The 24,747-nt window shown below is 37.5% G+C and carries 19 protein-coding genes; 8 read left to right on the top strand and 11 right to left on the bottom strand.

The genetic code is table 11. From position 1 onward, the window contains the following. From FY557_RS07350 to FY557_RS07390, 9 genes are all read right to left on the bottom strand, one after another. The coding region (locus FY557_RS07350; protein WP_149246637.1) for a WbqC family protein at window positions 1-710 on the bottom strand (710 nt) is incomplete at its 3' end. 1 nt (window position 711) lies between these two features. Then, window positions 712-1,794: a DegT/DnrJ/EryC1/StrS family aminotransferase gene (locus FY557_RS07355; protein ID WP_149246638.1), complete on the bottom strand. Its 1,083-nt coding sequence runs from the start codon at window positions 1,792-1,794 to the stop codon at window positions 712-714. 7 nt (window positions 1,795-1,801) lie between these two features. Further along, window positions 1,802-2,839: an ABC transporter ATP-binding protein gene (locus tag FY557_RS07360; RefSeq protein WP_228451725.1), complete on the bottom strand. Its 1,038-nt coding sequence runs from the start codon at window positions 2,837-2,839 to the stop codon at window positions 1,802-1,804. A gap of 163 nt (window positions 2,840-3,002) precedes the next feature. Continuing rightward, on the bottom strand, window positions 3,003-3,845 hold the full coding sequence (locus FY557_RS07365) for an ABC transporter permease (protein ID WP_149246640.1): 843 nt from the start codon (window positions 3,843-3,845) through the stop codon (window positions 3,003-3,005). A gap of 99 nt (window positions 3,846-3,944) precedes the next feature. Next, window positions 3,945-4,808 carry a glucose-1-phosphate thymidylyltransferase RfbA gene (rfbA, locus tag FY557_RS07370; RefSeq protein WP_149246641.1) on the bottom strand — a complete coding sequence of 288 codons (864 nt, stop codon included), beginning with the start codon at window positions 4,806-4,808 and terminating at the stop codon, window positions 3,945-3,947. 17 nt (window positions 4,809-4,825) lie between these two features. Continuing rightward, entirely contained in the window at window positions 4,826-5,905 is a 1,080-nt protein-coding gene (gene rfbB, locus FY557_RS07375; protein WP_149246642.1) for a dTDP-glucose 4,6-dehydratase, read from the bottom strand. Then, entirely contained in the window at window positions 5,902-7,161 is a 1,260-nt protein-coding gene (locus FY557_RS07380) for a hypothetical protein (protein WP_149246643.1), read from the bottom strand. The genes rfbB and FY557_RS07380 overlap by 4 nt, the downstream gene beginning before the upstream one ends. A 3-nt stretch (window positions 7,162-7,164) precedes the next feature. Then, window positions 7,165-8,088 (bottom strand): glycosyltransferase family 2 protein, encoded by a 924-nt coding sequence (locus tag FY557_RS07385; protein ID WP_149246644.1) that lies wholly within the window; start codon window positions 8,086-8,088, stop codon window positions 7,165-7,167. Continuing rightward, complete coding sequence (locus FY557_RS07390; RefSeq protein WP_149246645.1) at window positions 8,075-9,400, bottom strand: UDP-glucose dehydrogenase family protein; 1,326 nt, start codon at window positions 9,398-9,400, stop codon at window positions 8,075-8,077. The genes FY557_RS07385 and FY557_RS07390 overlap by 14 nt, the downstream gene beginning before the upstream one ends. Window positions 9,401-9,619: 219 nt before the next feature. Between FY557_RS07390 and rimP the strand changes: the two genes are divergently transcribed. From rimP to FY557_RS07425, 7 genes are all read left to right on the top strand, one after another. After that, a complete protein-coding gene (gene rimP / locus FY557_RS07395; protein ID WP_149246646.1) occupies window positions 9,620-10,087 on the top strand; it encodes a ribosome assembly cofactor RimP in 468 nt (155 codons plus the stop codon). Window positions 10,088-10,101: 14 nt separating this feature from the next. After that, window positions 10,102-11,337, top strand: a complete 1,236-nt coding sequence (gene nusA, locus FY557_RS07400; protein ID WP_149246647.1) for a transcription termination factor NusA — start codon at window positions 10,102-10,104, stop codon at window positions 11,335-11,337. A gap of 79 nt (window positions 11,338-11,416) precedes the next feature. Continuing rightward, window positions 11,417-14,461 (top strand): translation initiation factor IF-2, encoded by a 3,045-nt coding sequence (gene infB, locus FY557_RS07405; RefSeq protein ID WP_149246648.1) that lies wholly within the window; start codon window positions 11,417-11,419, stop codon window positions 14,459-14,461. 384 nt (window positions 14,462-14,845) lie between these two features. Beyond that, complete coding sequence (locus FY557_RS07410; protein ID WP_149246649.1) at window positions 14,846-16,468, top strand: hypothetical protein; 1,623 nt, start codon at window positions 14,846-14,848, stop codon at window positions 16,466-16,468. 19 nt (window positions 16,469-16,487) lie between these two features. Continuing rightward, window positions 16,488-17,060, top strand: coding sequence for a DUF6705 family protein (locus tag FY557_RS07415; RefSeq protein WP_149246650.1), 573 nt, complete (start codon window positions 16,488-16,490; stop codon window positions 17,058-17,060). A 426-nt stretch (window positions 17,061-17,486) separates the two neighbouring features. After that, window positions 17,487-17,882, top strand: coding sequence for a hypothetical protein (locus tag FY557_RS07420; protein ID WP_149246651.1), 396 nt, complete (start codon window positions 17,487-17,489; stop codon window positions 17,880-17,882). A gap of 209 nt (window positions 17,883-18,091) precedes the next feature. Next, window positions 18,092-18,544: a hypothetical protein gene (locus FY557_RS07425; RefSeq protein ID WP_149246652.1), complete on the top strand. Its 453-nt coding sequence runs from the start codon at window positions 18,092-18,094 to the stop codon at window positions 18,542-18,544. Between the two features lie 199 nt (window positions 18,545-18,743). Here FY557_RS07425 and FY557_RS07430 read toward each other — a convergent pair whose 3' ends face one another. Together FY557_RS07430 and FY557_RS07435 are read right to left on the bottom strand one after the other, a co-directional pair. Further along, on the bottom strand, window positions 18,744-19,442 hold the full coding sequence (locus FY557_RS07430) for a hypothetical protein (protein WP_149246653.1): 699 nt from the start codon (window positions 19,440-19,442) through the stop codon (window positions 18,744-18,746). A 352-nt stretch (window positions 19,443-19,794) separates the two neighbouring features. Then, window positions 19,795-21,708, bottom strand: coding sequence for a S8 family serine peptidase (locus tag FY557_RS07435; RefSeq protein ID WP_149246654.1), 1,914 nt, complete (start codon window positions 21,706-21,708; stop codon window positions 19,795-19,797). Window positions 21,709-21,850: 142 nt separating this feature from the next. On the opposite strand from FY557_RS07435, the gene FY557_RS07440 reads away from it, so the two are divergent. Beyond that, entirely contained in the window at window positions 21,851-24,733 is a 2,883-nt protein-coding gene (locus FY557_RS07440) for a SusC/RagA family TonB-linked outer membrane protein (protein WP_149246655.1), read from the top strand. Window positions 24,734-24,747: the final 14 nt, after the last annotated feature.

A 24,747-nucleotide genomic window follows, 5' to 3' on the forward strand; every position in this document is an offset into this window, starting at 1 on the left:
TTTATAAGTTCAAACTGATCTAACATTATATTAATTTCTTCTGGTGAATTAAACATCATTACATCAATAATAGATAATCCGTATTCAAATCCATTTCTTCTCTGATCATATTGTACGGGAATCATTTTCTGAAATGAAATCTCAATATTGTGATCGGAATATTTCTCTATATCAAAAAAATCTTTTCCTCCGATTGGATTTATATAATGAATATCTCCAGCAATATTTCTGCATATATTTAAGGCCCATTCATCTGGTGCCTTTGGTAAATCAATAATCATATCCATTTCTGAAAATATAGGAAATGATTTTTGAAACCCAAGATAGAGACAAATCTTTTCAAGTGCATATTGATTTAACGCCGTAATAGTATCAAAATCCTTTGCGAAAATTTCCTCAATCAAATTTTGTACTTTATAATAATAGGGAGCCTGTTTTTTATAAATCTGAAGTTGAGAAAGAATTTTATTTTTCCAGTCCTTCGAATGGTCGATATAACAATCTTTGATTAGTACATCTCTACTGCTTTTGAGTAATGGCACCTGAATGTAAAGCCATCCGCCATTCTGCTTGAGGATACGATTTCTTTCGATCCACCCATGTCTGATAAACTGAACAGGATCAAAAAGTATAAATAAATCAGAATGTTTGATTAAACTTATATACCCGATATACGGCATAAAATAAGGCTGCATTATAGCGACTTTCATACTAATTATTTTGAATTCTTAACATGATACGTGCAATTAATTCTATTTCCTCAAAAGTTAAATCATAATATAATGGAAGGCATAAAACTTTTTGCGAAATATCTTCTGTTATAGGTAATTCTAGTTTTGGTAAATATGGCAGAGCCGAAGCCAAGCTTGGATAAAAATATCTTCTTGTAAAGATCTCATATTTATCCATTTCTGTTTTTAATTGCAGGAGAAGTTCTTCACTTTCCAACACAATAGCATAGTATGCATAATTTTCTTTTGAATTATGATGCCAAACGGGTTTCACAGCTTTCAGATTTTTTAACTTTTCATCGTAAAGTTGAGTAAGCGCTTTCCTTTTCTCATGAATTTGAGATATATATTTCAAGTTAGCCAAACCCATGGCAGCATGGAATTCAGAATTTTTTCCGTTAAGTCCTAATTCTGAAAAAGAATCAAATCCAGATATTCCGAAGTTTCTGATATGAGCTAGCTTTTTTAAAAGGCAAGCATCTTTTGTGATAATTAAACCTCCTTCTATCGAATGATACAGTTTGGTGGCGTGTAGGGAACAGGTTGAAATATCACCATATTCAAATATGGATTTTCCGTTTATTTCTACTCCGAAAGCATGGGCTGCATCGTAAATTACCTTAAGATTATATTTTTTTGCAATACGGTCGATAGCTTCAACATCACAAGGATTTCCATAGACATGAGTAGCAAGAATTGCTGTTGTATTTTCAGTAATAGCCTCTTCAATTTTTTTGGCATCAATACATAGGCTGCTCTGATCTATATCTACGAAGACAGGTGTACATCCTTCCCAGACAATTGAGCTAGTTGTGGCTATAAATGAAAAAGGTGTAGTGATCACTTCACCTTTTATGCCGAGGGCTTTTATCGCCATCTGTATGGCAACTGTTCCGTTGGTAACAAAAAGCAGATGATTAACCTTTAAATGGTCTTTCAATTCCATTTCAAGCTGGCTGGCTAAAGGTCCCATATTGGTAAGCCAGTTTCTTTTCCAGATGCCTTCCAGATATTTTTGATATTCTTCCTTTGTTGGGAGAAAAGGTTGAGTTACGGGTATCATAGTGTCTCTAATTTAAGGTTATTACATTTTCCGATTCAAGCTCAAAAGGTATCCACAACTCTTCTTTTCCGCTGACAATAAATTCAAATATATTATTAATTCTTAATAGAGTAGCCGTTGTACTCAGATCGTAAAAACTTATATCAATATTGTATTTTCCTAATGTAAATAAAGGATTTTTGATCTTTACCTTATAGGTAATAATATCTTTTTCAGATGTACAATCAATAATATCTTTTATATAGTTACCTGCAATTGGTTTCTGTTCTTTATCTTTAAATTCAAGATACAATGCAGGGGTCTTAAGAATATTTTTTTTAATCCTAACTTTAAATGTTAATATAAAATCTTCATTACGGTGAATGGTATTACTTATCAGGTTAGTATCCTTTGCAACAAGCTCCAAAGTTCCATTATCGAAAACTATATTCTCATCATTATTAGCAAATTTACTGTAGTATAATTGTACACCTTTTCCAATATCATTTCCATAATATTCAACCTTACCATGATCCATCAGGATAATTTCATTACAAATTCTGGAAACCATCGGCATGCTGTGTGAAACAAAAATTAAAGCGGTGTTAGGAAGCAATTCATCAATTTTTTTAAAACATTTTAAAACAAATCCCAAATCACCAACTGCCAGAACCTCATCAATAATTAAAATGTCGGGCTCAAGGTGTGCGGCGATGGCAAAGCCCAGCCTCACTTTCATTCCCGAAGAATAATTCTGCACCGGCATGTCGATGAATTGTTCGATTTCGGAAAATTTGATGATGGAATCCATTTTCTCCTCAACTTCTTTCTTGGTAAATCCTAAAATTGAAGCATTGTTATAAATATTTTCCCTGCCGGTAAGAATCGGGTTAAATCCTGCTCCCAATTCAATCAGGGCTCCGATCTTGCCTTTCATGACGATCTGCCCCTTATCTGGGGCATATAGGCCGTTCAGGACTTTTAAAAGAGTACTCTTTCCTGCCCCGTTGTGTCCGATCAGTCCAATACATTCTCCCCTTCTCAGCTCAAAGCTGATGTCTTTCACCGCCCAGAATTCTTTAGGACGAAGATCTTTCTTAATCTTTATTCCCAGAGTACTTTTTATAATATCGAGCGCACCGTATTTTAAAGAAGATCTCATGTCCATCGAAAACTTTTTGGAGACATTCTGTACCGATACCAGTATTTCTTTTTCCTGATTCTTCATCCTACATTCCTATTTTTTCTATGATTATCGGCATGGATTTCCTGAAAATGACCAGGCCTATCAGCATCACCAAAAAACTGACGGCTGCTGAAATAATGATAAAAGAAGTGTTTTCCAATGGTAGATTGATAAGGCTGCTCCTTGCATCATTAAACATATAGGTTAATGGATTGAGCTCAAAAAGCTTCTTAAAAAGCCCCTGTTTAGGAACAGCATATACTACAGGGGTAATATACATAATGAAAGCTACAGCTGTGGTTAGCATTTTACCTATATCCGTATAGATCAGGCCGATTGGAGTCAAAAGAAGTCCCAGACTAAAAGAAGAAATTGTAATTACCAGCAGTATAAAAGGAAAAGCGATAAGGCTGCTTCCCGGTTTTATTCCGTAAATCAACAAGATGGCAGCAATAAGAAGCAGTTTGAGCACAAGATTAAAAACCATCTTGTATAATCCGGATATTAAAAGGGCTTCTTTAGGAAAATTAATTTTTGAAAGAATTGATTTTGCCGCATTTACGGAAGTAAGCGGAATAAGAAGACTTTCGGTAAATATGCTCCAGAGTGTTGTACCGATAATCACAAATACAACATAAGGAACGCTGCTTTCTGCATTTACATTTACTGTACCGGAACTGTTCAAAAACAGCCATACTACAGAATTGGTAATAATAGGGACAAATGCCCAGAAAAAGCCTAATAGAGATTGTCGGTATTGTGACTGCAGATCCCGCTTTGCCATCTGGTACGCCAGAAAGTTGGAAGATCGTGTATCTCTGTATATAGCTTTAAGTTCCTGAAAAAAATGGGTTTTTTTATCAGAAGTGTAGACCGTGGTTCTCAAAATAAATTTTTTAGCAGGGTTCAAATAAATTTTTTTCAGCAGAACAGAGCCTTGTTTATAAATAAAACAACAGTTCTGCCGGCCATTCAAGGTTATCAATTATACTTTCACCAGCTGCTTCAGGTATTCACCATAGCCGCTTTTTCCGTATTTTGCAGCTGTTTCCAGTAATTTTTCTTCATTGATGAATTTATTCCTGAAAGCAATCTCCTCAATACATCCGATTTTGAATCCCTGTCTCTTTTCAATAACCCGGACAAACTCAGAGGCGTCGTTTAGAGAATCGAAAGTCCCGGTATCAAGCCATGCCGTTCCTCTGTCGAGTACGCCGACTTCAAGTTTGCCATTTTGCAGGTACACATTGTTCACGTCGGTAATCTCAAGCTCGCCTCGTGGAGAAGGTTTGATGTTTTTGGCGATTTCCACCACATCATTATCGTAAAAATATAATCCCGGAACTGCGTAATTGGATTTAGGTTGTAGAGGTTTTTCTTCAATGGAAACGGCTTTGAAATCGTTATCAAACTCTACCACTCCGTAACGCTCAGGGTCTGAAACGTGGTAAGCGAAAACAACGCCTCCTTCCGGATTTGTTTTATTTTTAAGCAATGTTCCCATTTCGGAACCGTAGAAAATATTATCACCCAGAACCAAAGCTACTGCATCATCTCCTATGAACTGATCTCCTAAAATGAATGCCTGCGCTAATCCATCAGGGCTTGGCTGTACTATATATTCGATATTGCAGCCGATCTGTGAGCCGTCACCCAGCAGTTTAATGAAACCCGGCTGGTCGTGCGGCGTTGTGATAATTAAAATATCTTTAATCCCCGCCAGTAATAAAGTAGACAGCGGATAGTAAATCATCGGCTTGTCGTAAACGGGCATCAGCTGCTTGCTGACCGCAATAGTAAGAGGGTAAAGTCTTGTTCCGGAACCTCCGGCTAAAATTATGCCTTTCATCTATATTTTGTGTTGTATTAATTATATTGTTTTTCGTAGTACTTCTGGTAATCCCCGCTTGTTACATGTTCCAGCCATTCTTTATTCTCAAGGTACCAGTCGATGGTTTTTCCCAGTCCTTCTTCAAACGTTACCGACGGTTTCCATCCCAGATCTTTATTAAGTTTCGTGGCATCAATAGCATAACGTTTATCGTGGCCCGGCCTGTCTTTTACAAAAGTAATCAGTTTTTCAGAATAACCTTCCGGTCTTCCCAGCTTGGCATCCATCTGTTTGGTCAGCTCTTTTACCAGATCGATATTCTGCCATTCGTTGAATCCGCCGATGTTATAGGTTTCACCTGTTTTGGCTTCATTGAAAATCCGGTGGATCCCTTTGGCATGATCGATGACAAACAACCAGTCTCTTGTATATTTTCCATCACCGTAAATTGGTAAAGGTCTCTCATTGATAATGTTAGAAATACAAAGAGGAATCAGTTTTTCAGGAAAATGGTTCGGCCCATAATTATTAGAGCAATTGGAGATAATAAACGGCATGCCATAGGTATTCCCATAAGCTCTTACCAGATGATCGGAAGCTGCTTTGGACGCTGAGTACGGAGATTGCGGATCGTAAGCCGTTGTTTCCAGGAAAAATCCGGTTTCTCCCAGACTTCCATAGACTTCATCCGTAGAAACGTGATAAAAAAGGGTTGTTCTTTTTTCATCAGGGAATCTTCCGTGGGTATGATCAGGATTCAGGGTCCAGAATTCTTTACACAGATTCAGAAGATTGGCAGTTCCGTTGACGTTGGTATTAATGAATGCCATCGGATCGGTAATGCTGCGGTCTACGTGGCTTTCTGCAGCAAGGTGTATTACCGCATCCGGATTATATTTTTCGAATATTTTTCTTAATTCTTCAGGCTTGGTAATGTCTGCTTTTTCGAAAACATAGTTCGGCTCGTTTTCAATGTCCTTTAAATTTTCGAGATTTCCGGCATAGGTAAGCGCGTCAAGGTTAATGATCGTTGTGTCAGGGTTGTTCTTTACAAACTCTCTTACAACATGGGAGCCAATAAATCCGGCTCCTCCGGTGATGATTATATTTTTCATTTTATTGTTTTAAAAAACGAAGTTAATGTCAAAGATATTAAAAGTATAATTAATAGAAGAAACGGACAGTACCAGATAAAGAAATCAATGTGTTTGTGGATATGTGCGTGTTCTTCAAATAAAATAAGCCAACTGAGCGGGGCAATGGCGGAAAACCATGTTGCTCCTATAAGTCTTCTTTCCGTCTTCTTTCTATACAACAGTACGGAACAGATGATTCCGGCAACAAAGAGAACTGCGAAAGGAGCTTTTATCTGCGTCAGGTCTTCATTGATAAAGGAGTTTCCCATATATCGTATGATGATGTCAAGATGATATGTTTTTAAGGTATTCAGATAGGCAAATTCTTTTTCATAAGAGTAATCTCCGCTGGATCTTCTCAGGTAAGCTGAGGTTAAATGGTTGAGCCCGTCTTTGAAATTCCCGGTTAAAAGCTTAAACTGGAACAGTTGGAAAGCAATGGATAGGAGCAGGGGTATTGCCGTAATGATCAAGTGCCTCCTGATAAACTGGACGTAAAAAGAAACTTTATTTTCAAAAGTATAATATAGATAAGGCAACGCCGAGCAGATCAGGAATACGGTAATAAACTCGAACCCCGTAAACCAGAATTTAACAAAAAATAGAAATGAAAATCGGATGATGTAGTTTCTGTATTCTGTCGAACGGTACTTTTCGAAGAAAAACAAGCCGTATACAAAAGGTGAAAAATATACCCAGCTGCACCACCAGGTGCTCTTACCATAAAGGAATATCCAGTAATTCAGGAGAATCAGGACAAACGAAAGTGCAGCAGCAGCCATACCGAATTTTCTCTTAGCCCAGATTAAAAAAAATGCAAGAAGAATGCTTAAAGCTAAAGAATTAAACATCCGGAAAATAAAGAGGTTTACTTTATTGTCCAGTCTGAAAATTTTATCAAAGATACTGTATAAAATAGCCTGTCCACCGATTTGCGATTTGTAAGGCTCGTAATAAAATTTTGGTGAAACAACATGATTGAGGTAATTATCATAAGCTTTTTTGCCACCGGTACTTCTTCCTGAAATTTTATCATAATAAAACGTCCCCGTAAATCCTCCGTCATCGAATACGGATCCATGTTGTGAATCGATCAGTTTACCTATTACCAGAGTTTCCGATTCTTCGAGCCTGCTGTACTCAAATTTATCATGAGGGATCAGATAAAACAGGTTAAATTGGGTATTGAGGAAAAATACAGCGGTAAAAAGAAAAAAAATAAATTTTTCTTTCATGGATCATTTTGTGTTGTTATAGCGCACTTTAAAATTTTTTTTATCAATAATGCTGATGTTATCCAAGATCAGTCCTGTAGCAAAGGCGAGTAAGGCGACAATGGTCAGCATGATAGAGAAAATCAGTGTCGGAACCTTGTATACATATTTATATTCAAAATATTCCCGGATGGGAACGATCATGAAGATGATGCCTGCGATAAAGAGAACAATGGAAACTGATCCGAAAAATAACAATGGTTTATAAAGCCTTACCAGGTTGAAAAAGAGTTTTATGACTTTAAAGCCGTCAGTAAACGTATTGAGTTTGGAAACGCTGCCTTCGGGCCTGTCTCTGTAGTTGATTGAGTATTCTTCAATGGCCATTCCGTAATGCAGAGAATAAACAGACAAATCCGTTTCCAGCTCAAATCCTTTAATAGAACTTGAATAGTTCTTGACGAATTTCTTGGAAAAAATCCGGTAACCCGATAAAATATCCTTCAGCTCGGAATCGAAAAATACATTAATGAGGTTTCGGACAAGGCTGTTCCCGAAATTGTGGAAAGCCCTTTTGTTTTCTTTCTTGTAGCTTTTGTTTGAAAGCCGGTCGCCGACCAGCATATCACAGTTGTTTTCAATGAACTGGTCTACCATTTCCCGGATGCATTCTACAGGATAAGTATCGTCGCCGTCAATCATGATATAGACATCGGCATCAATTTCCCTGAACATTTTAAAAATGACGTTGGCTTTTCCCTGTCGTTTTTCCTGCCGTACGATAGCACCGGCTTCCCGCGCGATGGCTATCGTGTTGTCCTTCGAATTGTTGTCGTAAACATAAATGTCTGCCTGTGGAAGAAAGCTTTTAAAATCCTTTACCACTTTTCCGATGGTTAAGGCCTCATTGTAGCAGGGGACAAGCACTGCTATTTTAGGAGGCTCCATGGGCAGCAATTGTTTTACGTCCGATACTCTTATAATAAAAACCGTTCTGTTCCGGGATTTCCAGAGGATACATATTTCTGCCGTCGAAGATCGCTTTGCCGTTCATTTTCTGAGCCATCAGCTCAAAATTCGGGTTTTTAAATTCAGGCCATTCGGTGGCGATCAGCAAAGCGTCCGCATTTTCCAGGGCCTCATACATGCTTTTGGCGTATTGGATCTTATCTCCCAACAGCTTTTTAACGTTGCTTTCTGCAATCGTATCGTAGGCCACAATATTAGCGCCTTTTTCGAGCAACAGCGCAATGTTGTCCAGTGAAGAAGCTTCGCGGATATCGTCTGTATTGGCTTTAAAAGCCAGTCCCCATACGGCAATGTTTTTTCCTGTGATATTTCCACCGAAATACTTTTCAATTTCCGAAACAAGGATTACTTTTTGGGCAAGGTTTACATTTTCTGTCGCTTCAAGGATCTGGAAGTTGAAATCTTCCTGTTTCCCGGATTTTATCAATGCTTTCACATCTTTAGGAAAACAGCTTCCTCCGTATCCTATTCCGGGAAATAAAAACCGCTGGCCGATCCTGTCGTCACTTCCCATTCCCAGCCTTACTTTATCAACATCAGCTCCCACTTTTTCGCAGTAGTTGGCAATTTCGTTCATAAAAGTGATTTTTACGGCTAAAAATGAATTAGCCGCATATTTTGTAAGCTCAGAGGATTTCTCATCCATGAAAATAATAGGGATTCCGGTATTGGTAAACGGCTGGTAAATTTTAGCCATGATGTCCCGTGCTTTATCGGAACTCGAACCTACAACTACTCTGGCAGGATTCATAGAATCTTCCACGGCAAAACCTTCTCTTAAAAATTCAGGGTTGGAAACTACATCAAAAGGAATCCGGGTTTTGGAAACGATAACTTTCCGTACTTTGTCTGCCGTACCTACAGGAACTGTACTTTTGTTAACGATCACCTTATATTCAGTCATCATTTCCCCAATATCATTGGCTACTTTCAGGACATAGGAAAGGTCAGCAGATCCGTCTCCCCCCGGGGGAGTAGGCAACGCCAGGTAAATCACTTCGCTTTTATCTAATGCTTCTTTTAAATTGGTGGTGAAAAACAATCTCTCTGCCTGAATATTTCTCAGGAACATTTCTTCAAGATTCGGCTCATAAATGGGAACGATGCCGTTTTTCATACCTTCTACTTTTTTTTCATCAATATCCACACAGTATACTGAATTGCCAAGTTCTGCCAGTGTGGTTCCTGTAACCAAACCTACATAGCCTGTTCCTACAATAGTAATGTTCAAAATGTATGTTTTTAAAATTAAGACACAAAAGTAGTAAAAATACCATCATCCGGATCTTTAAATTAATGCAAATGCAAATTAACTTATCCTGTTGATAATAAGATATTTTGCATTTTTAATAAAAAGTTGTATATTTGCAATGGATTTACGGAAAAACATGGGAAGGCCTTCGGAAGAAAGCCTTTTTTCGTACAGGTAAATCAAGATTTTATAACATATATGGAGTTTAGAAAAAGAATTGAAGAATTATTACATGAGTTCCTTGACACCAGAACAGATTTATTTCTTATTGATCTGAAATTTTCTGCAGGGGACGACATTACGGTGATTTTAGATGGTGACAACGGGGTTTCTTTACAGGACTGCCTTGATGCAAGCCGGGCCATAGAATTCAATATGGATCGCGAAGAACATGATTTCAGCCTGCAGGTAATGTCGGCCGGATTAAGCGAACCTCTGGCAACTCCGAGACAGTTTGCTAAAAATCTCGGCCGCGAAATTGAGGTTTTGCTGAATGACGATACAAAAATTGAAGGCGAACTGGCGAAGACAGATGAAGAAAAAATCACACTGATCCTGCGGTACCGAAAGCCAAAAGACATCGGCAAAGGAAAAGTGGATGTGGAGGAGGAAAAAGAAATTCCGTACTCTGAGATTAAGAAAGCATTAGTAACAATTAAATTTTAAAAGAAAAAAAGTAAATGGACAATATAGCGTTGATTGAATCCTTCGGTGATTTTAAAGACGAAAAAGGGATCAGTAAGATTGATCTTATGGCAATTATTGAAGATTCTCTGAAGACCCTTCTGAGAAAACGATATGATTCGGATGATCATTTTGATGTGATTGTAAACCCTGACAAAGGGGATTTTCAGATCTTTTTAAATAAAACCATTGTGGAAGACGAAATGTCTGAAGACGATGACCTGGAAATCGAAATTTCCGAAGCCAAAAAAATCGATCCGACTTTCGAGGTAGGTGAAGATTTTACCATGGAAATTCCTGTTGCTCAGTTGGGAAGACGAAATATTCTTACCCTGAAGCAGATCTTGGCTACAAAATTGCAGGAGCACAATAATGCCATGTTGTACGAGCAGTTTAAAGACCGGATCGGGGAGATTGTGGTTGGGGAAATCCATCATATCCGTCATAAGCATGTAATTTTGCTGGATGATGAAGATAACGAATTCATTTTGCCGAAAGAAAACCAGATTCCATCCGACTTCTTTAAAAAAGGTGAAAACATCAGAGCTATTGTTGAAACAGTAGATTTCAAAGGTTCAAAGCCACAGATTATTATTTCCAGAACTGCCCCAAAATTCCTTGAGAAACTATTGGAGCTGGAAATTCCTGAAATCCAGGATGGCACGATTATGCTTAAAAAAGCAGTAAGAATTCCTGGAGAAAAAGCGAAGATTGCAGTGGATGCTTACGACGACAGAATAGATCCGGTAGGAGCCTGTGTAGGGGTGAAAGGATCAAGAATTCATGGCGTGGTAAGAGAGTTGAGAAACGAAAACATCGATGTTATTCAGTGGTCTAAAAACCCTGAAATCCTGGTGAAAAGAGCTTTAGGAAATGTAACCATTAATAAAATCGACATCAATGAGGAGCAGCAATATGCCTTGGTATATACTCCGGTTGAAGAAATTTCCAAAGTCATCGGAAAACAGGGGCAGAATATCAGGCTTGCTTCCTGGTTGACAGGTTATGAGATTGATGTGCACAGGGAGGCCAGTGAAGACGATGATGTTGAATTAAGAGAATTTAATGATGATATCGATCAGTGGATTCTGGATGAATTTAGGAAAGTAGGTCTTACTACTGCAAAATCAGTTTTGGATAAGGAAACAGAAAGTTTACTCAACATGGTAGACTTGGAAGAAGAAACGATTGAAGAAGTGAAACGTATTCTGAGAGAAGAATTCGAAGATTAAGATTTTTAAGTAAATTTTAATAAACGGGTAAAAAAGAAATACTTTAATTTTAAGAATTAAAAAATAGTAAATAATATAGATGCCAAAAATTAGATTAAATAAAGCGGTTAAGGAATTCAATATTTCGATGTCCAGGTTAGTAGAATTTTTACAGGCTAAGGGTATCGAGGTTGAAAGCAATCCTAACGCTCAATTAGAAGAAGCGGCATATTCTGCATTGGAGGCTGAGTTTGCCAAGGACGGCGAACAGCGTAAAGCTTCCCATGAGGTGGTGATTACCAAAGTTCCGGAAGAAAAGCTGGAAATCGAGGAAAAGAAAACCCCTGAAGTAATAAGAGCTAAAGCTAACAAACCGGAAACTAAAATTTTAGGTAAAATAGACTTGGAGCCTAAAAAACCTGAAGTTGAAGAAGTTCCGGCTCCGAAACCGCAGCCTGTGGTGGAAGAGAAAAAAGAAGAAGTTGCCCCTGCTCCCGAAGTAAAGGCAACTCCTGAAAAACAGGAATTCAAAGTCCTGGATAAAATAGATTTGTCACAGATCGAGTCCAGAAACAGACCCGTGAAAAAAGACAAGCCAAAGGTGGAGGATAAAAAAGAAGAGGAAAAACAACCTGTAGAAAAACCGGCAGCTCCTGTACAGGAAGCACCGAAACCTGCAGCAGAAAAATCTGTTGAAAAGCCAGCAGAAGAAAAGCCGGCTGAACCTGCAAAAGCAAGCGAAGAATCTCAGGAACCACAAAAAATTGAAACGGTTTATCAGAAACTTGACGGACCTAAAATTGTCGGTGAAAAAATCGACTTAACTCAGTTTGCCCCTAAACAGGGAGCCGGAGCTAAGAAGAAAAGAAAAAGAATCGAGAAGCCAGGCGGCGGAAACCAGCAGGGAGGTAACAACAACCAGCAGGGAGGCAATAATAACCAGGGGCAGGGCAACCGGCCTCAGGGTCAGGGTGGCCAGGGACAAGGTGGAAACCGTAACCAGGGACAAGGTGCACAAGGCGGCAACCGTTTTGGCAACAACAACCAGGGCGGCGGACAAGGCAACCGGCCTCAGGGTCAGGGCGGACAAGGCCAAGGCGGTGGAAACCGTTTCGGAAACAATCAGGGCAACCGTCCACCGGGACAGGGCAATCGCCCGCCGGGACAAGGGGGCCAGGGTGGAAACCGTTTCGGAAACAACAGACCGGGACAAAGAACCATGCCTGTTGAGCTTACTGACGAACAGGTTAAAAACCAGATCAAGGAAACCCTTGAGAAGTTAACCAATAAAGGAGGTAAATCCAAATCTGCAAAACACAGAAAAGACAAAAGAAATTTCCGTAGGGAACAGGATGAGCGTCAGCAGGAGATTGATGCAGCAGACAGAACATTGAAAGTAACCGAATTCATCACGGTAGGTGAATTGGCAAGTTTGATGAACGTGTCTCCGACGGAAGTAATTTCTGCATGTTTCTCCCTGGGAGTAATGGTGACGATGAACCAGAGGCTTGAAGCCGATACCTTACTATTGGTAGCGGATGAATTCGGATATAAAATTGAATTCTCCGATGCTGATCTTGAAGAGGCGGAAGCAGATGAGGAAATCGACAATGAAGAGAATTTAGTATCGAGAGCACCGGTAGTTACTGTAATGGGACACGTTGACCACGGTAAAACTTCATTGCTGGATTATATCAGAAAAACAAATGTTATTGCAGGGGAATCCGGAGGGATTACCCAGCATATCGGAGCTTATAACGTAAAGCTGGAAAACGGACAGAGAATTACATTCCTGGATACTCCGGGTCACGAAGCCTTTACGGCGATGAGGGCGAGGGGAGCGCAGATTACGGATATTGCGATTATTGTAATCGCTGCCGATGATGATGTAATGCCTCAGACCAAAGAAGCGATCTCTCACGCACAGGCTGCAGGAGTACCGATGATCATTGCCATCAACAAGGTAGATAAGCCGAATGCCAATCCGGATAACATCCGTCAGCAGCTTTCGGGCCTTAATCCTCCGGTTCTTGTAGAAGAGTGGGGTGGAAACGTTCAGGCTCAGGAAATCTCTGCAAAAATGGGTAATAATATGGATCTTTTATTGGAGAAAGTATTGTTACAGGCAGAATTACTGGAATTAAAAGCCAATCCGGATCGTTCAGCGAACGGAGTGGTCATTGAAGCATCATTGGACAAAGGAAGAGGATATGTGGCCACAATGCTGGTACAGTCCGGAACTTTGAAAGTCGGAGATTATGTAGTAGCAGGTAAAAACCACGGTAAAGTAAAAGCTTTGCTTGATGAAAGAGGGAAAAACCTTGCAGAAGCAGGTCCTTCGATTCCTGCTACCATCTTAGGTCTTGACGGAGCACCTACTGCGGGAGATAAATTCCGGGTATACGCTGACGAAAGTGAAGGTAAAGCCATTGCGAATAAGAGAGAGCAGCTTCAGAGAGAATTATCGATCAGAACTAAGAAACATACGACGCTTGAAGAGCTGGGCCGACGTATTGCTTTAGGTGAGTTCAAAGAATTGAACATTATCCTTAAAGGTGATGTGGACGGTTCGGTAGAAGCGCTTTCGGATCAGTTGCAGAGATTGTCAACGGAAGAAATCAGCGTAAAAATCCTTCACTCCGGTGTAGGACAGATTACAGAGTCCGATATCAACCTTGCCGCTGCATCTGACGCCATTATCATCGGATTCAACGTAAGAGCTGGTGCTAATGCAAAAGAGCTTGCCGACCGTGAGGAAATCGAGATCAGAACGTATTCTATCATCTATAAAGCCATCGATGAAGTAAAAGAAGCGATGGAAGGAATGCTTTCTCCGGAGATTCAGGAGCAGGTAATCGGTAACGTAGAAATCCGTGAAGTATTCAAGATTTCCAAAGTAGGTACCATTGCAGGTTGTATGGTTCTTACCGGAAAAGTGACTCGTCAATCGAAAATACGTTTGCTACGAGACGGTATCGTAAAATTCGAAGGGGAACTGGAAAGCTTGAAACGTTTCAAAGACGACGTAAGAGAAGTGACGAAGGGCTACGAATGCGGATTGAACCTGAAAGGCTATAACGACATTGAACAAGGCGACATTCTTGAGGTTTATGAAGAGGTTGCTGTGAAGAAGAAATTGAAGTAATTTAATTTTATATATTTTTAAGCTCCGCCCGCATCTTCGATGCGGGCGGAGCTTGTTTTACCGGGTCTCGAAGTAGTTTCTATATCAGTTATTATGTTTTTAATTATTACAGCTATTCGAAGCAATAAGTAACTGTAATTCAATTTTATTCATAAACCGAGGACGGCTGCATCAAACGTTTTTGCAATGTGTTCTTGTTTACTCCACTTTTTCATTTTCTAATGAATATCATAGTGGACTGTTTTTTTTAAGTACATAAAAATTTCTTTTAATAACATAATACGGAAACCAGTAGTTTTCTCCCGTTTGTTTTTAGAATATTTGTCACCTGTTTGTAGAGTAATTAAAATTTTATATTTTTAACCTTTAATTTAAAAAAAAACAATGATAGAAAAAAAACTATTTTTCAGGCTCTGCCTGATTCTTCTGGTCACCCTTTCTGCGTACTCCTGCAGGACCGACCAGTTTAATGAAAACGACCACTACCGCGACAGCTCAAAATCCCAGCTTATCTCAAAGCGAATTTCCCTGGACGAAGCCAGGCACAAAGCAAAGCTTCTTCCCGAGCTGGAAAAGGCGGAGGCGAAGTTTAAGGAAAAAAGCTTTGCACAGGGTAAAACCGTAAATTACGGAAACGGTATCTCCATCGACACCGATGATGTAACGTATATTGAAAACGGACCCAATTACCATACCTACACCTTCAACATCAAGCGGGAAAATGCTCCGGCAGATGCTCCTGTAGAAAATCTCGTCTTGAGCCCTCTTACCGACGGCACTTACAGAGAGCTTCTGTTTTCTTACAGTCTTAGTCCGCAGGAAAAGCAGATCCTGATGGATAGAGGCTTTGTAGATACCAAAAATAAAGTCACCGTTACCGATCTGCAAAAAGATACTTTCAACACTGGCGGCCAGCTTGCTAAAAGCACGGTATGCACCTGGACCATAGACACCCATTATACGACCTGCAGCGAAGGGCTGCACTCCCATGGTGAGACTGCGGGAAGTGGAGAGCCCGGCAGCGGCACCTGTAATGCGGAAACATTGTCTCAATTGGTTGTACTGGTGGTCGGCGCCTGTAAATCGATAGGCGACGACGGTGTTCCCGGAGGATCTACCGGTCCGGGAACAACCGGCCCCGGAACCTCACCGGGAGGATTGGGCAGCGGTGAAAATGACGGCAGCGGAAACACCGGCTCCCCATCCAACGGACCCGGAGACTGCAACGGTGGCCTTACGGCTCCCCAAACGCCTAATTACGATATAAGTGACGGAGGGTGCGGCGGCGGAATACCTACACAGCCCACTTTGCCTGTTAAAAATATAACACCCTGTACGATGCTCAAAAGGAACTCTAATGATACGGTGTTTCGGGATAAGCTTGACGATTTAAAAACACGGGTGATTCCATCAACAAACGGGTATGACGAGCATGAAACGGCTGTTGTGGTAACCAATGATCACGGGCAGCTGGTTTATAACACCTATATTATGCCAAAAGAAATAGGCCCCAATGTACAAGCTGTAAAAATAGAAGTTACCGATTCTGATATTGCGGTAATGCATAACCATACGGTGAAATCTGCCTTTCTGGCCCCTTCGTATCTTGATCTGGTAGACTTCTATGATCATTACAAATTTTTGAATGCTGCGGTAAAACCCTATTATATTTATTACCTTGCATGCTACAATGGAGAAGTCTATGCCCTGAAGGCAGATGATATGGCTGCTTTAGATGCTTTCTTTGCAGATTTTACCACCATTGGAAGCGGAAATTTTTCTAAAGATGAACAAACAAAGGCTTATAGCAAAATGAGAGGGTTTTATATTGATAATGGAATGAACGGAGATAATCCTCACGATAAAGACAAGTCTGAAAAAATATTTTTGAATATTGTCCAGAGTTTCGGTAACGGAATCAGCTTATACCGCATAGATGATTCAAGATGGGGAAAGCTGAGATTAGATCCTGACGGAACGGTAAAGAAAGATGATTGTCCTTTATAATTTTAAAAAAAAACAAAAAATGAACAAAATAGCTTTAATATTTATTTTAATATTTTCAATCAGCTGTAAAAGCCAAACAAATATTATTGACTTAAAGGATAGGTGCAATTATAATCCAATGAATAGAACGAATGGTTCATTGTATAAAAAAGATATAAGTAATGAATATGGCCCATTTATAGGAGTATGGAAATGGATGTCAGGAAACAGAGAAATGATTCTTACTTTAATTAAACAGACTAAATATCACTATATATCAGGTAATGATAATTATTATGCCGATAGATTGGTTGGTTATTATACCTATAAAGAAAACGGGTTGATAATCATAGATACTTCTGGAGATAATTTGATGGAGGATTATGGATTGAAAGTTGAATTTGATACCCAATGTGGTGGTGGGGTTTTGGGAGCATCTTTTAAAGATGTAAAAAAAGATAAAAATTTTAGTGTTAAACTAGAGAAACTCTCTCCAACCCAAATGAAATTTACAGGCAAAGTATTCGAAGGTACTTATCAGATTGGGAGAACACCTACTACGGTATATCTGGGAAGTACTTTTCCTTTGGAGATGGTTTTTACAAAGCAGTAGAATATTAATATCCAGCTAGAGGTAATTAAATAAAAAACTCCAAATTGTTTTGGAGTTTTTAGTTATGAGAGATAAGTCTTAAAGGTACAAAGACAAGTCTGAAAAAATATTTTTGAATATTACCAAGAATTTTGGTAACGGAATCAGTTTATACCGCATAGATGATTCAAGATGGGGCAAGCTGAGATTAGATCCCGATGGAACGGTAAAGAAAGATGACTGCCCTTTATAACTTTAAGAAACAAAAAAATGAGCAAAATAATTTTATTAATAATATTACTGCTAACTGTTAATTGTAAAAGTCAGACTAATATTATTGACGCTGCTGATGTTTGCAATCATAATTCTATTAACTTAAATGATGGAAGTCTGTATTTGAAAGATATAAGCGATATAATTATGCCTTATTTAGGTGTATGGAAATAGATGTCAGGAAATCGAGAAATGACTCTAACATTGATTAAGCAGACTAAATATCACTATACTTCGGGTACAGATAATTACTACGCTGACAGATTGGTTGGCTATTATACCTACAAAGAAAATGGATTCACAATTATAGATACTTCTGGAGATAATTTGATGGATGACTATGGATTGAAAGTTGAATTTGACATAGAATGTGGAGGCGGCGTTGTAGCTTCTTTTTTTAAGGATGTCAAAAAAGAGAAAAGTTTTATAGTAGTATTAAAAAAACTCTCAACCACACAAATGAAGTTTAAGGGTAAAGTAGGAGAAGGTACTTATCAGATTGGGAGAACACTAACTACGGTTTATCTGGGAAGTACATTTCCTTTGGAGATGGTTTTCAAAAAGCAGTAAGAATATGAAGATTGCTATATTTATCTTAAGCTTTATTTATTGTTTTTACATATTCACAGAAATATGAATATCGATATCAATTTTTTTTTATAGGAGAAAAAATAGAAGAAAAACAAGAATTAAAACTTAGCAATAGAATTATTATTCCCAGTTATAAATATGAGCATGATTTTTTTAAAATAGATGATGATGCTGTTCTTTTACCGTTAATGAAAAGAAATGTTCCTTTGAGAGAAAGTATTGAAAGCCAAAAAACTTACAAGGTCATAAAAGTAATAAAAGGACAGTATGCTGAAAAACTGTTAAGTTCTGTTCATACGACATATATCTCTGAGCCCCCAATCTTTGAAATTCAAGAAGCCAAAAAAAGTCAATATGTTCTTATTGGTGTTATAAGATTAGAAAATATGTGGTGTCAAAGTTTTGTAGAGAAAGTCTACCCGATTAAAAATAATAAGTGGGTTTTGCCTTATAAAAATAATTACCCTTTTATTAATTATAAAAAGGTATTTCCTCAGAAAATAAAAAATTCTGAAAGGGTAAAAATTATAATCAACGACTCGTTTTATAAAACAAAACATTACTCTATGCCTGAGTTTGTAAAACCATACTATAAAAAAAAGAAAAAATATATAGCAGTCACTCAAGGATTTGTTTTCTGAATTTTAAGAAAAAAGATATTTGTGAGAGTGATAAATTATCTTACTAAGAGAACACCAACTACAGTTTATCTGGGAAGCATTTTTCCTTTGGAAATGGTTTTTACAAAGCAGTAGAATAAAAAGAGATTGTCTCATAAGAAACAATCTCTTTCTATAATCCAGAAGGAAAATTTACCACTATAATTTCCGGATAAACTTTTTATTGATTTAGAAAACTAACCAGTTTTTTCAGATCTTCTTCTTTATCAAATCGAATTTTATTTTCCTTAAAAAAGCTGTTTAGAGCTTCTGTTTTTTCAGGAAATTGTGCAATAATTTCTTTCTTGTTATTTGGACGCTTGATAAATCCTTTTTCTGTATTAATATAATAAGTAGGTGGTAAAATATTAAAATTAGCAGGCTTATCCGTCGCGTAAGAATTTGGGGCAGGTGCAAAATCATTAAATTTAGCTTTCACCTTTTTATATAGTGCATTTTTACCACTTTCTACTTCAAAAAAATATCCTTTCAAATCCTCGTCAATATTTAATTTTACTAATGTTTGTTTCGTATCGGTGAATTCAACTCTTGTAAAAGGATTCTCAGGTAGAAGAGCCAGGACTTCATCTCCTTTTTTAAATTCTATATTATCAGAATAGGCATTGTAGCGTGCAGGTGCTGTTTCAGCATTCATCTTATCAGAAATAATAAATCTTGCCGGAGAAAATGTCTTGTCTAAATACGGTGTACCTTTGATTTTATCATATGATAACCCTCTTTTTGAACCCGGAGAATCTACCTTAAACATTGTACCTCCCGTTGATAATTGGCCACCACTATATGATAATGCGGCTAATTGTTGTGCTGATACAGTATATGATGATATTAATATGAGAATACTTATAATATTTTTTGTCATTTTTCTAAACTTTGTTGTAAAATTACAAAAATATATTATTGTAAGTAGGTTTTAATTTCTATATAAATGACTAAAAATCAAAATATCATTTTAATAGATAAATATTGAGATAGCAAATCTGTTAAAGGTTAAATTCAGCAGTAAAAAACATCTTTTCTATATAAATTCATGTAAAGATTCTTGGATATTTAGTGGATTCAATTCTTGATTTATCTTGGCATAAATAAAAGATTATACTTAATAGTATCAATTATTTGGGTCTGTAACGTCTGAAAAGTAATAATGGATTAAACAAATAAAAAAGAGCTTCCCAACAATGCAAGAAACTCTTTTATATTTTAAACAGATTGCCTTATTCTTTAATAAACTTGAAGCTTTTGATTTCTCCTTTTTTATTAATGAAATTTGCTATATAATTTCCTTTTGTTAAGTGGCTAATGTTTACTTTTTTATCAACTAGTTTTGAAGTTATTACTAACTTTCCGGAAGCATCATATATATTAATTAACAAATCACTATCTTTCTCATTAATCTGAATATAATCTTTTGCTGGATTAGGATAGAAATCCACTTTATTATCATTGGCTTTAATTACTTCATTGGTAGACAGAGTGCCCAGATTATCAGAGGTAGCAATTAAACTGAACCTTTGGCTATTTCCGAATAGATTTCCTTTATGTGTAACGGTAATTGTATACGTTCCGGAAGGATTGTTAATATCCACTCTTTCAAAATTATCAACATCATTTGTTCCTGTGTTTGTAGCAGGCATAGATGGATTAGACATGCCCTGAAGCTTCCACGGGAAGTAATTTACACCATTTTGAGTAACTTTAATATCAAGATCATTAACCAAATATTTTGTAGTTGGGTCCGTATCTCCGTTATTGCTAATGGGAGCTTGTGGATCTGTCCAGCAAATCGATATTTTTAAAGGGGTTGTTCCGCTGGCAGTTATCGTTTTAGTATATATTGCATTGTTGTTAAGAGTAAGTTCTTCGATAACACTTTTAGAATTTGTACTGGAATTTTTATCACGGATAGCAACTGCAGACTTCTGTGCATTTATCAACCCCCAGCCAAATCGATAATCCGGACCAATCGTTGTTCCTGCCTCATCCGCTGTATGGAGAATTAATCCTTTAACTGTTGCTGATCTCATAAAATTACTATAAAGTTGATTATGGTATTGCTGTAATAAAAGAACTACCCCAGTAACTCCGGGTGACGCCATTGAAGTTCCCGACATATATCCGATAGCAGTGTCAGAAGTAGACAAAGTAGATAAAACATTTACTCCTTTCATTGAAATATCTGGTTTGATTCTACCGTCGTCAGAAGGGCCATAGCTACTAAATGCAGACATTACAACGTTAGATGGGGTAACATAATTCAAAATCTGATTTACGGCCGCAACGGTGATAATGTTTTTTGCATTTCCATGACCAAAAATCATATCATAACCTTCTTTGCTATTAATTTGAATTGATCCTGGAGCTGTAGTCGAGTTACGATCATTACCAGCTGAAACAACTGGAAGATAATATGGGTTATTAAAACAGATATTATCAATTTGGCGAGCTCTGGAATCATAAGCTCCATAAAACCATAAACTACTTAATTGCCCTATTCCATATGAATGATTAGAGACTAGCAATCCTGAGGATGCCTGGTCTAACATTTCAGCTAAATCGTTTGTCCAATCGTAAGATAATAGGGAGGCGTTAAATGCAAGTCCTCTTACGTCAGCGTTTATTCCTTGGGCGCAAATCGTACCTGCAACATGCGTGGGATGGTTTTGAAAATTTGAACCATCAGATAATGTTATTTTGCTGTTTGTTCCCACCATAAACTCTTGATGTGTATTTCTTACATTACCACCATCCCAAATAGCAGCAGTCATATTTTGACCCTGAACATTTATACCTAAGCTTCCTCCGCCGTATAACTGATTTGCCCTTGCAGTAAAGGCAGCGCCCAAATTAGTAGTTCTTGCATATATTTTTTCTCCATTAGGTAATACATCTATCAATTCCTGTATTCCTATTTCTCCAAACTTTATTGTTTTTTTAATATTTGGATTTTGCTGTAAATATTGTTCTATTCTGATTCTACGATGATATTCTTCAGTATTTAGAGATTTTAATAGTAATTGATTAGCAATCTGGTCAGAATGGCTAGCAATATCTCTTTTTTCTTCCTGTGTTTGAGCTTTGGCTGTAAGGGATGCAAAAACTAGCCATCCAAAAAGAGTATATTTTTTCATTTTAACAATATTTTTGGCAAATATATGTAAAATATGCTATCATTAATCCATAAAATTATTTTATGCAAATTTTATTTAAAAAATTTGGCTGTTTTAATATTTATTAACATATTTGCACGAAATAATATTAAAATTTGTTAATATGAATGTTAAATTAAGTGTGTTAACGGCTGGTGTGCTGTTTTTCACTGGACAATTGGCTTTTGCTCAAGATTCTACCAAGACCAAGCCGGTTAAAGAGCAGAAGATCGAAGAGGTTGTTGTACTAGGTTATTCCAAAACTATTACAAAAAAGAACTCAACAGTTGCTTCCAATACAGTAGCCGATGTGTTTCTTGAAAATAGACCCGTTACCAATGTACTGACAACATTGCAGGGAGCTGCTCCAGGTGTATTAATGAATGGTGGATCAGGTAGCCCAGGATCTGCTAAATTCAGTCTACTTATTAGAGGAACAAGTTCAATTAATGGTAATACAGATGCATTGATTGTTATTGATGACGTACCTTCAAATGCTTCTGAATACAGAAACTTAAATCCAAATGATATAGAGTCGATGACTGTTCTTAAGGATGCCGCAGCGACTGCTATTTATGGTAACAGAGGTGCGAATGGCGTTGTTGTTATAAGAACGAAAAGAGGAAGATTTAATAGTGGTTTTAAGGTGTCATATACTGGTATGACAGGTATGTCTTTAAGACCATTGGATAAATATAATCTTGCTAATACCAATCAGTATTTGGATATTATGAGGGCTTATGGTTTGACGCCAAGTACAACTGCAACCCCTAACTCTTATGATATAGCATTGGCGGGACAGGCAGCTGGAATTGATACGGATTGGAAACGTGTATTTTTTAAGCCTGAATTGTATCAGTCTCATGATGTAGCTATTTCGGCAGGTGGAAGTACTGTAAATTCATATACTTCTTTTGGATATATGGAGCAAGGTGGTGCTGTTCCAACAACAGATTTCAAAAGATTTACTGTAAGATCAAATATTCAGGCTAAATCAAAAGACGAGAAGTTAACAGTAAATTCTCAGATTGGTCTTGCTTTTTCAAGAAGAAATGAATTGTTTGAAGAAACCAGTACGGCAATTAGAAACAACTCCATACAAAACCCACTTTTAGGTGTTTTACAAGGTTTGCCGTATTTAGCTCCTGGAGTTTATGCTAACGGTACAGATTTATTCAATACAATTGGTACGAATTTCAATAATGGAAACAATATATATGTACTAGAGAATTTATTAACTAAGGGCAATCTGCCTAATTTTGTTGATCAAGTCTCAATTACAGGTAACTTAGGAGCGTCTTATAACATTACTAAGAATTTTAGCTTAAATAATAAATTGGGTGTAGATTATAGACAAGGCGATAGAATTTCAGGGCGTGCGCCATGGTCTTATTTGGCTCAGGCAACCAAAGGAGCTAATACATATACAGGTAACGAAACGCAGACTACAACCAGGGATTTAAGTATCAATAACGTAGTATCTGCAGGATATAACGGCCAGTCTGGTGAACATACTGTAGATGCTACGGCCAGTTTGGAATATAACAAAGTTTATTACAGAACGACTACCAGGAATCAAAATGGTCTTGACCCAAGAACATATGTTCCTGGATCTGGTACTGGTTATGTGCCATTTGATGGTACCAATTACCTTCCTTCTGTGGGCGCATCAAGAATTACTGCTGGTACCTTAGGATATTTTCTAACAGCCAATTATGATTATGCAGGTAAATATGGTTTTAATGGAACAATTAGAAGAGACGCAAGTTATAGATTTATCGGAGATAATCAGTGGGCTACTTACTGGTCTGTGTCAGGAAGATGGAATATTGATAAAGAATCTTTCATGGAAGGGTCTACCTTTAGTAATTTGAAACTTAGAGCATCTTATGGTACAAATGGTAACCAAAATATCCTTGCTGGTAATCCAGGTGCTAATCCATTACTTACTGCAAGCACTGTTGTAAGGGATCAGTATACTACACCAACCGGGTATGGAAATGCATTAGGCTCAGGTTTCGGATATGGAAATCCTACGGTACAATGGGAAGATGTGGCACAGGCAAACATCGGATTAGATTTTACCTTACTGAATAATAAATTAGAAGGTACTATTGATGTCTACAATAAAGTAACAACAAACTTATTTAGTTCTATCCCTGTTTCAGGAGTATCAGGAGCTTATTCGGTATCTGGTAATAACGGAAAGATGACGAATAAAGGTATTGAATTGGGATTACGTTATAATGTTATTAATAAGAACGATATAAGATTTAGTATATTTGCAAATGGTTCTTACAATGATAACAAAATTAATGAGTACAGAATCAATGGAGATCCGGAACCAGGAACAACGACTACAATTGCAGGGCATCAATTGTTTGAATGGTTTGTATACAAATATGCAGGTGTTAACAAGAGCAATGGTAATCTTTTGTTTTACACAAAAGATGGCGGTGTTACAGAGAAACCAGATGTAAGTGATGCACAATATTTACAAGTTGGTACTGTTCCTAAGTATGCAGGAAGTTTTGGTTTTGAATCTTCTTACAAAGGTTTCTTCTTTGATGCTTTATTTACATTCCAGCAGGGAGTAAAGAAATTTGATAATGCATTATATTGGTTAGCAAATCCAGTGGGATTAGGGTCCAATGCAGTAGGTTCAGGTAACTTATCCACTGACTTGCTAGATGCATGGAGTCCAAGCAACCCAAATAGTGATACGCCGAGTTTAAGAGCTACCAATTGGGACTATACAGCGGATTCCGATTATTTTGTAAAAGATGCATCTTTCCTTAAAATAAGATCTGCAACAATTGGATATCAATTGAATAAAGACATGTTAAAAAATATGCCTATTTCAGGTCTTAGAATATATGTTCAGGCTGAAAACATTTTTACATGGACAAAATGGAGAGGTTTCGATCCTGAACCTTTGGTTGGATCGAGTTTAAGTATTTATCCGAATCCAAGGATGTATACATTAGGAGTTAAAGTTGATTTTTAAATTAAATTAAGAAA

Origin of the sequence: Chryseobacterium sp. SN22, from assembly GCF_008329705.1 — a bacterium.
Classification (GTDB): Bacteria; Bacteroidota; Bacteroidia; order Flavobacteriales; family Weeksellaceae; genus Chryseobacterium.

Bases quoted from the DNA above. Each gene is read 5' to 3' on its own strand.
- rfbA (WP_149246641.1), bottom strand. From the start codon at position 4,808: ATGAAAGGCATAATTTTAGCCGGAGGTTCCGGAACAAGACTTTACCCT.
- FY557_RS07435 (WP_149246654.1), bottom strand. From the start codon at position 21,708: ATGAAAAAATATACTCTTTTTGGATGGCTAGTTTTTGCATCCCTTACA.
- FY557_RS07415 (WP_149246650.1), top strand. From the start codon at position 16,488: ATGAACAAAATAGCTTTAATATTTATTTTAATATTTTCAATCAGCTGT.
- FY557_RS07385 (WP_149246644.1), bottom strand. From the start codon at position 8,088: ATGGAGCCTCCTAAAATAGCAGTGCTTGTCCCCTGCTACAATGAGGCC.
- FY557_RS07440 (WP_149246655.1), top strand. From the start codon at position 21,851: ATGAATGTTAAATTAAGTGTGTTAACGGCTGGTGTGCTGTTTTTCACT.
- FY557_RS07425 (WP_149246652.1), top strand. From the start codon at position 18,092: ATGAAAAGAAATGTTCCTTTGAGAGAAAGTATTGAAAGCCAAAAAACT.
- FY557_RS07410 (WP_149246649.1), top strand. From the start codon at position 14,846: ATGATAGAAAAAAAACTATTTTTCAGGCTCTGCCTGATTCTTCTGGTC.
- FY557_RS07355 (WP_149246638.1), bottom strand. From the start codon at position 1,794: ATGATACCCGTAACTCAACCTTTTCTCCCAACAAAGGAAGAATATCAA.
- nusA (WP_149246647.1), top strand. From the start codon at position 10,102: ATGGACAATATAGCGTTGATTGAATCCTTCGGTGATTTTAAAGACGAA.
- rfbB (WP_149246642.1), bottom strand. From the start codon at position 5,905: ATGAAAAATATAATCATCACCGGAGGAGCCGGATTTATTGGCTCCCAT.
- infB (WP_149246648.1), top strand. From the start codon at position 11,417: ATGCCAAAAATTAGATTAAATAAAGCGGTTAAGGAATTCAATATTTCG.
- FY557_RS07420 (WP_149246651.1), top strand. From the start codon at position 17,487: ATGTCAGGAAATCGAGAAATGACTCTAACATTGATTAAGCAGACTAAA.
- rimP (WP_149246646.1), top strand. From the start codon at position 9,620: ATGGAGTTTAGAAAAAGAATTGAAGAATTATTACATGAGTTCCTTGAC.
- FY557_RS07380 (WP_149246643.1), bottom strand. From the start codon at position 7,161: ATGAAAGAAAAATTTATTTTTTTTCTTTTTACCGCTGTATTTTTCCTC.
- FY557_RS07430 (WP_149246653.1), bottom strand. From the start codon at position 19,442: ATGACAAAAAATATTATAAGTATTCTCATATTAATATCATCATATACT.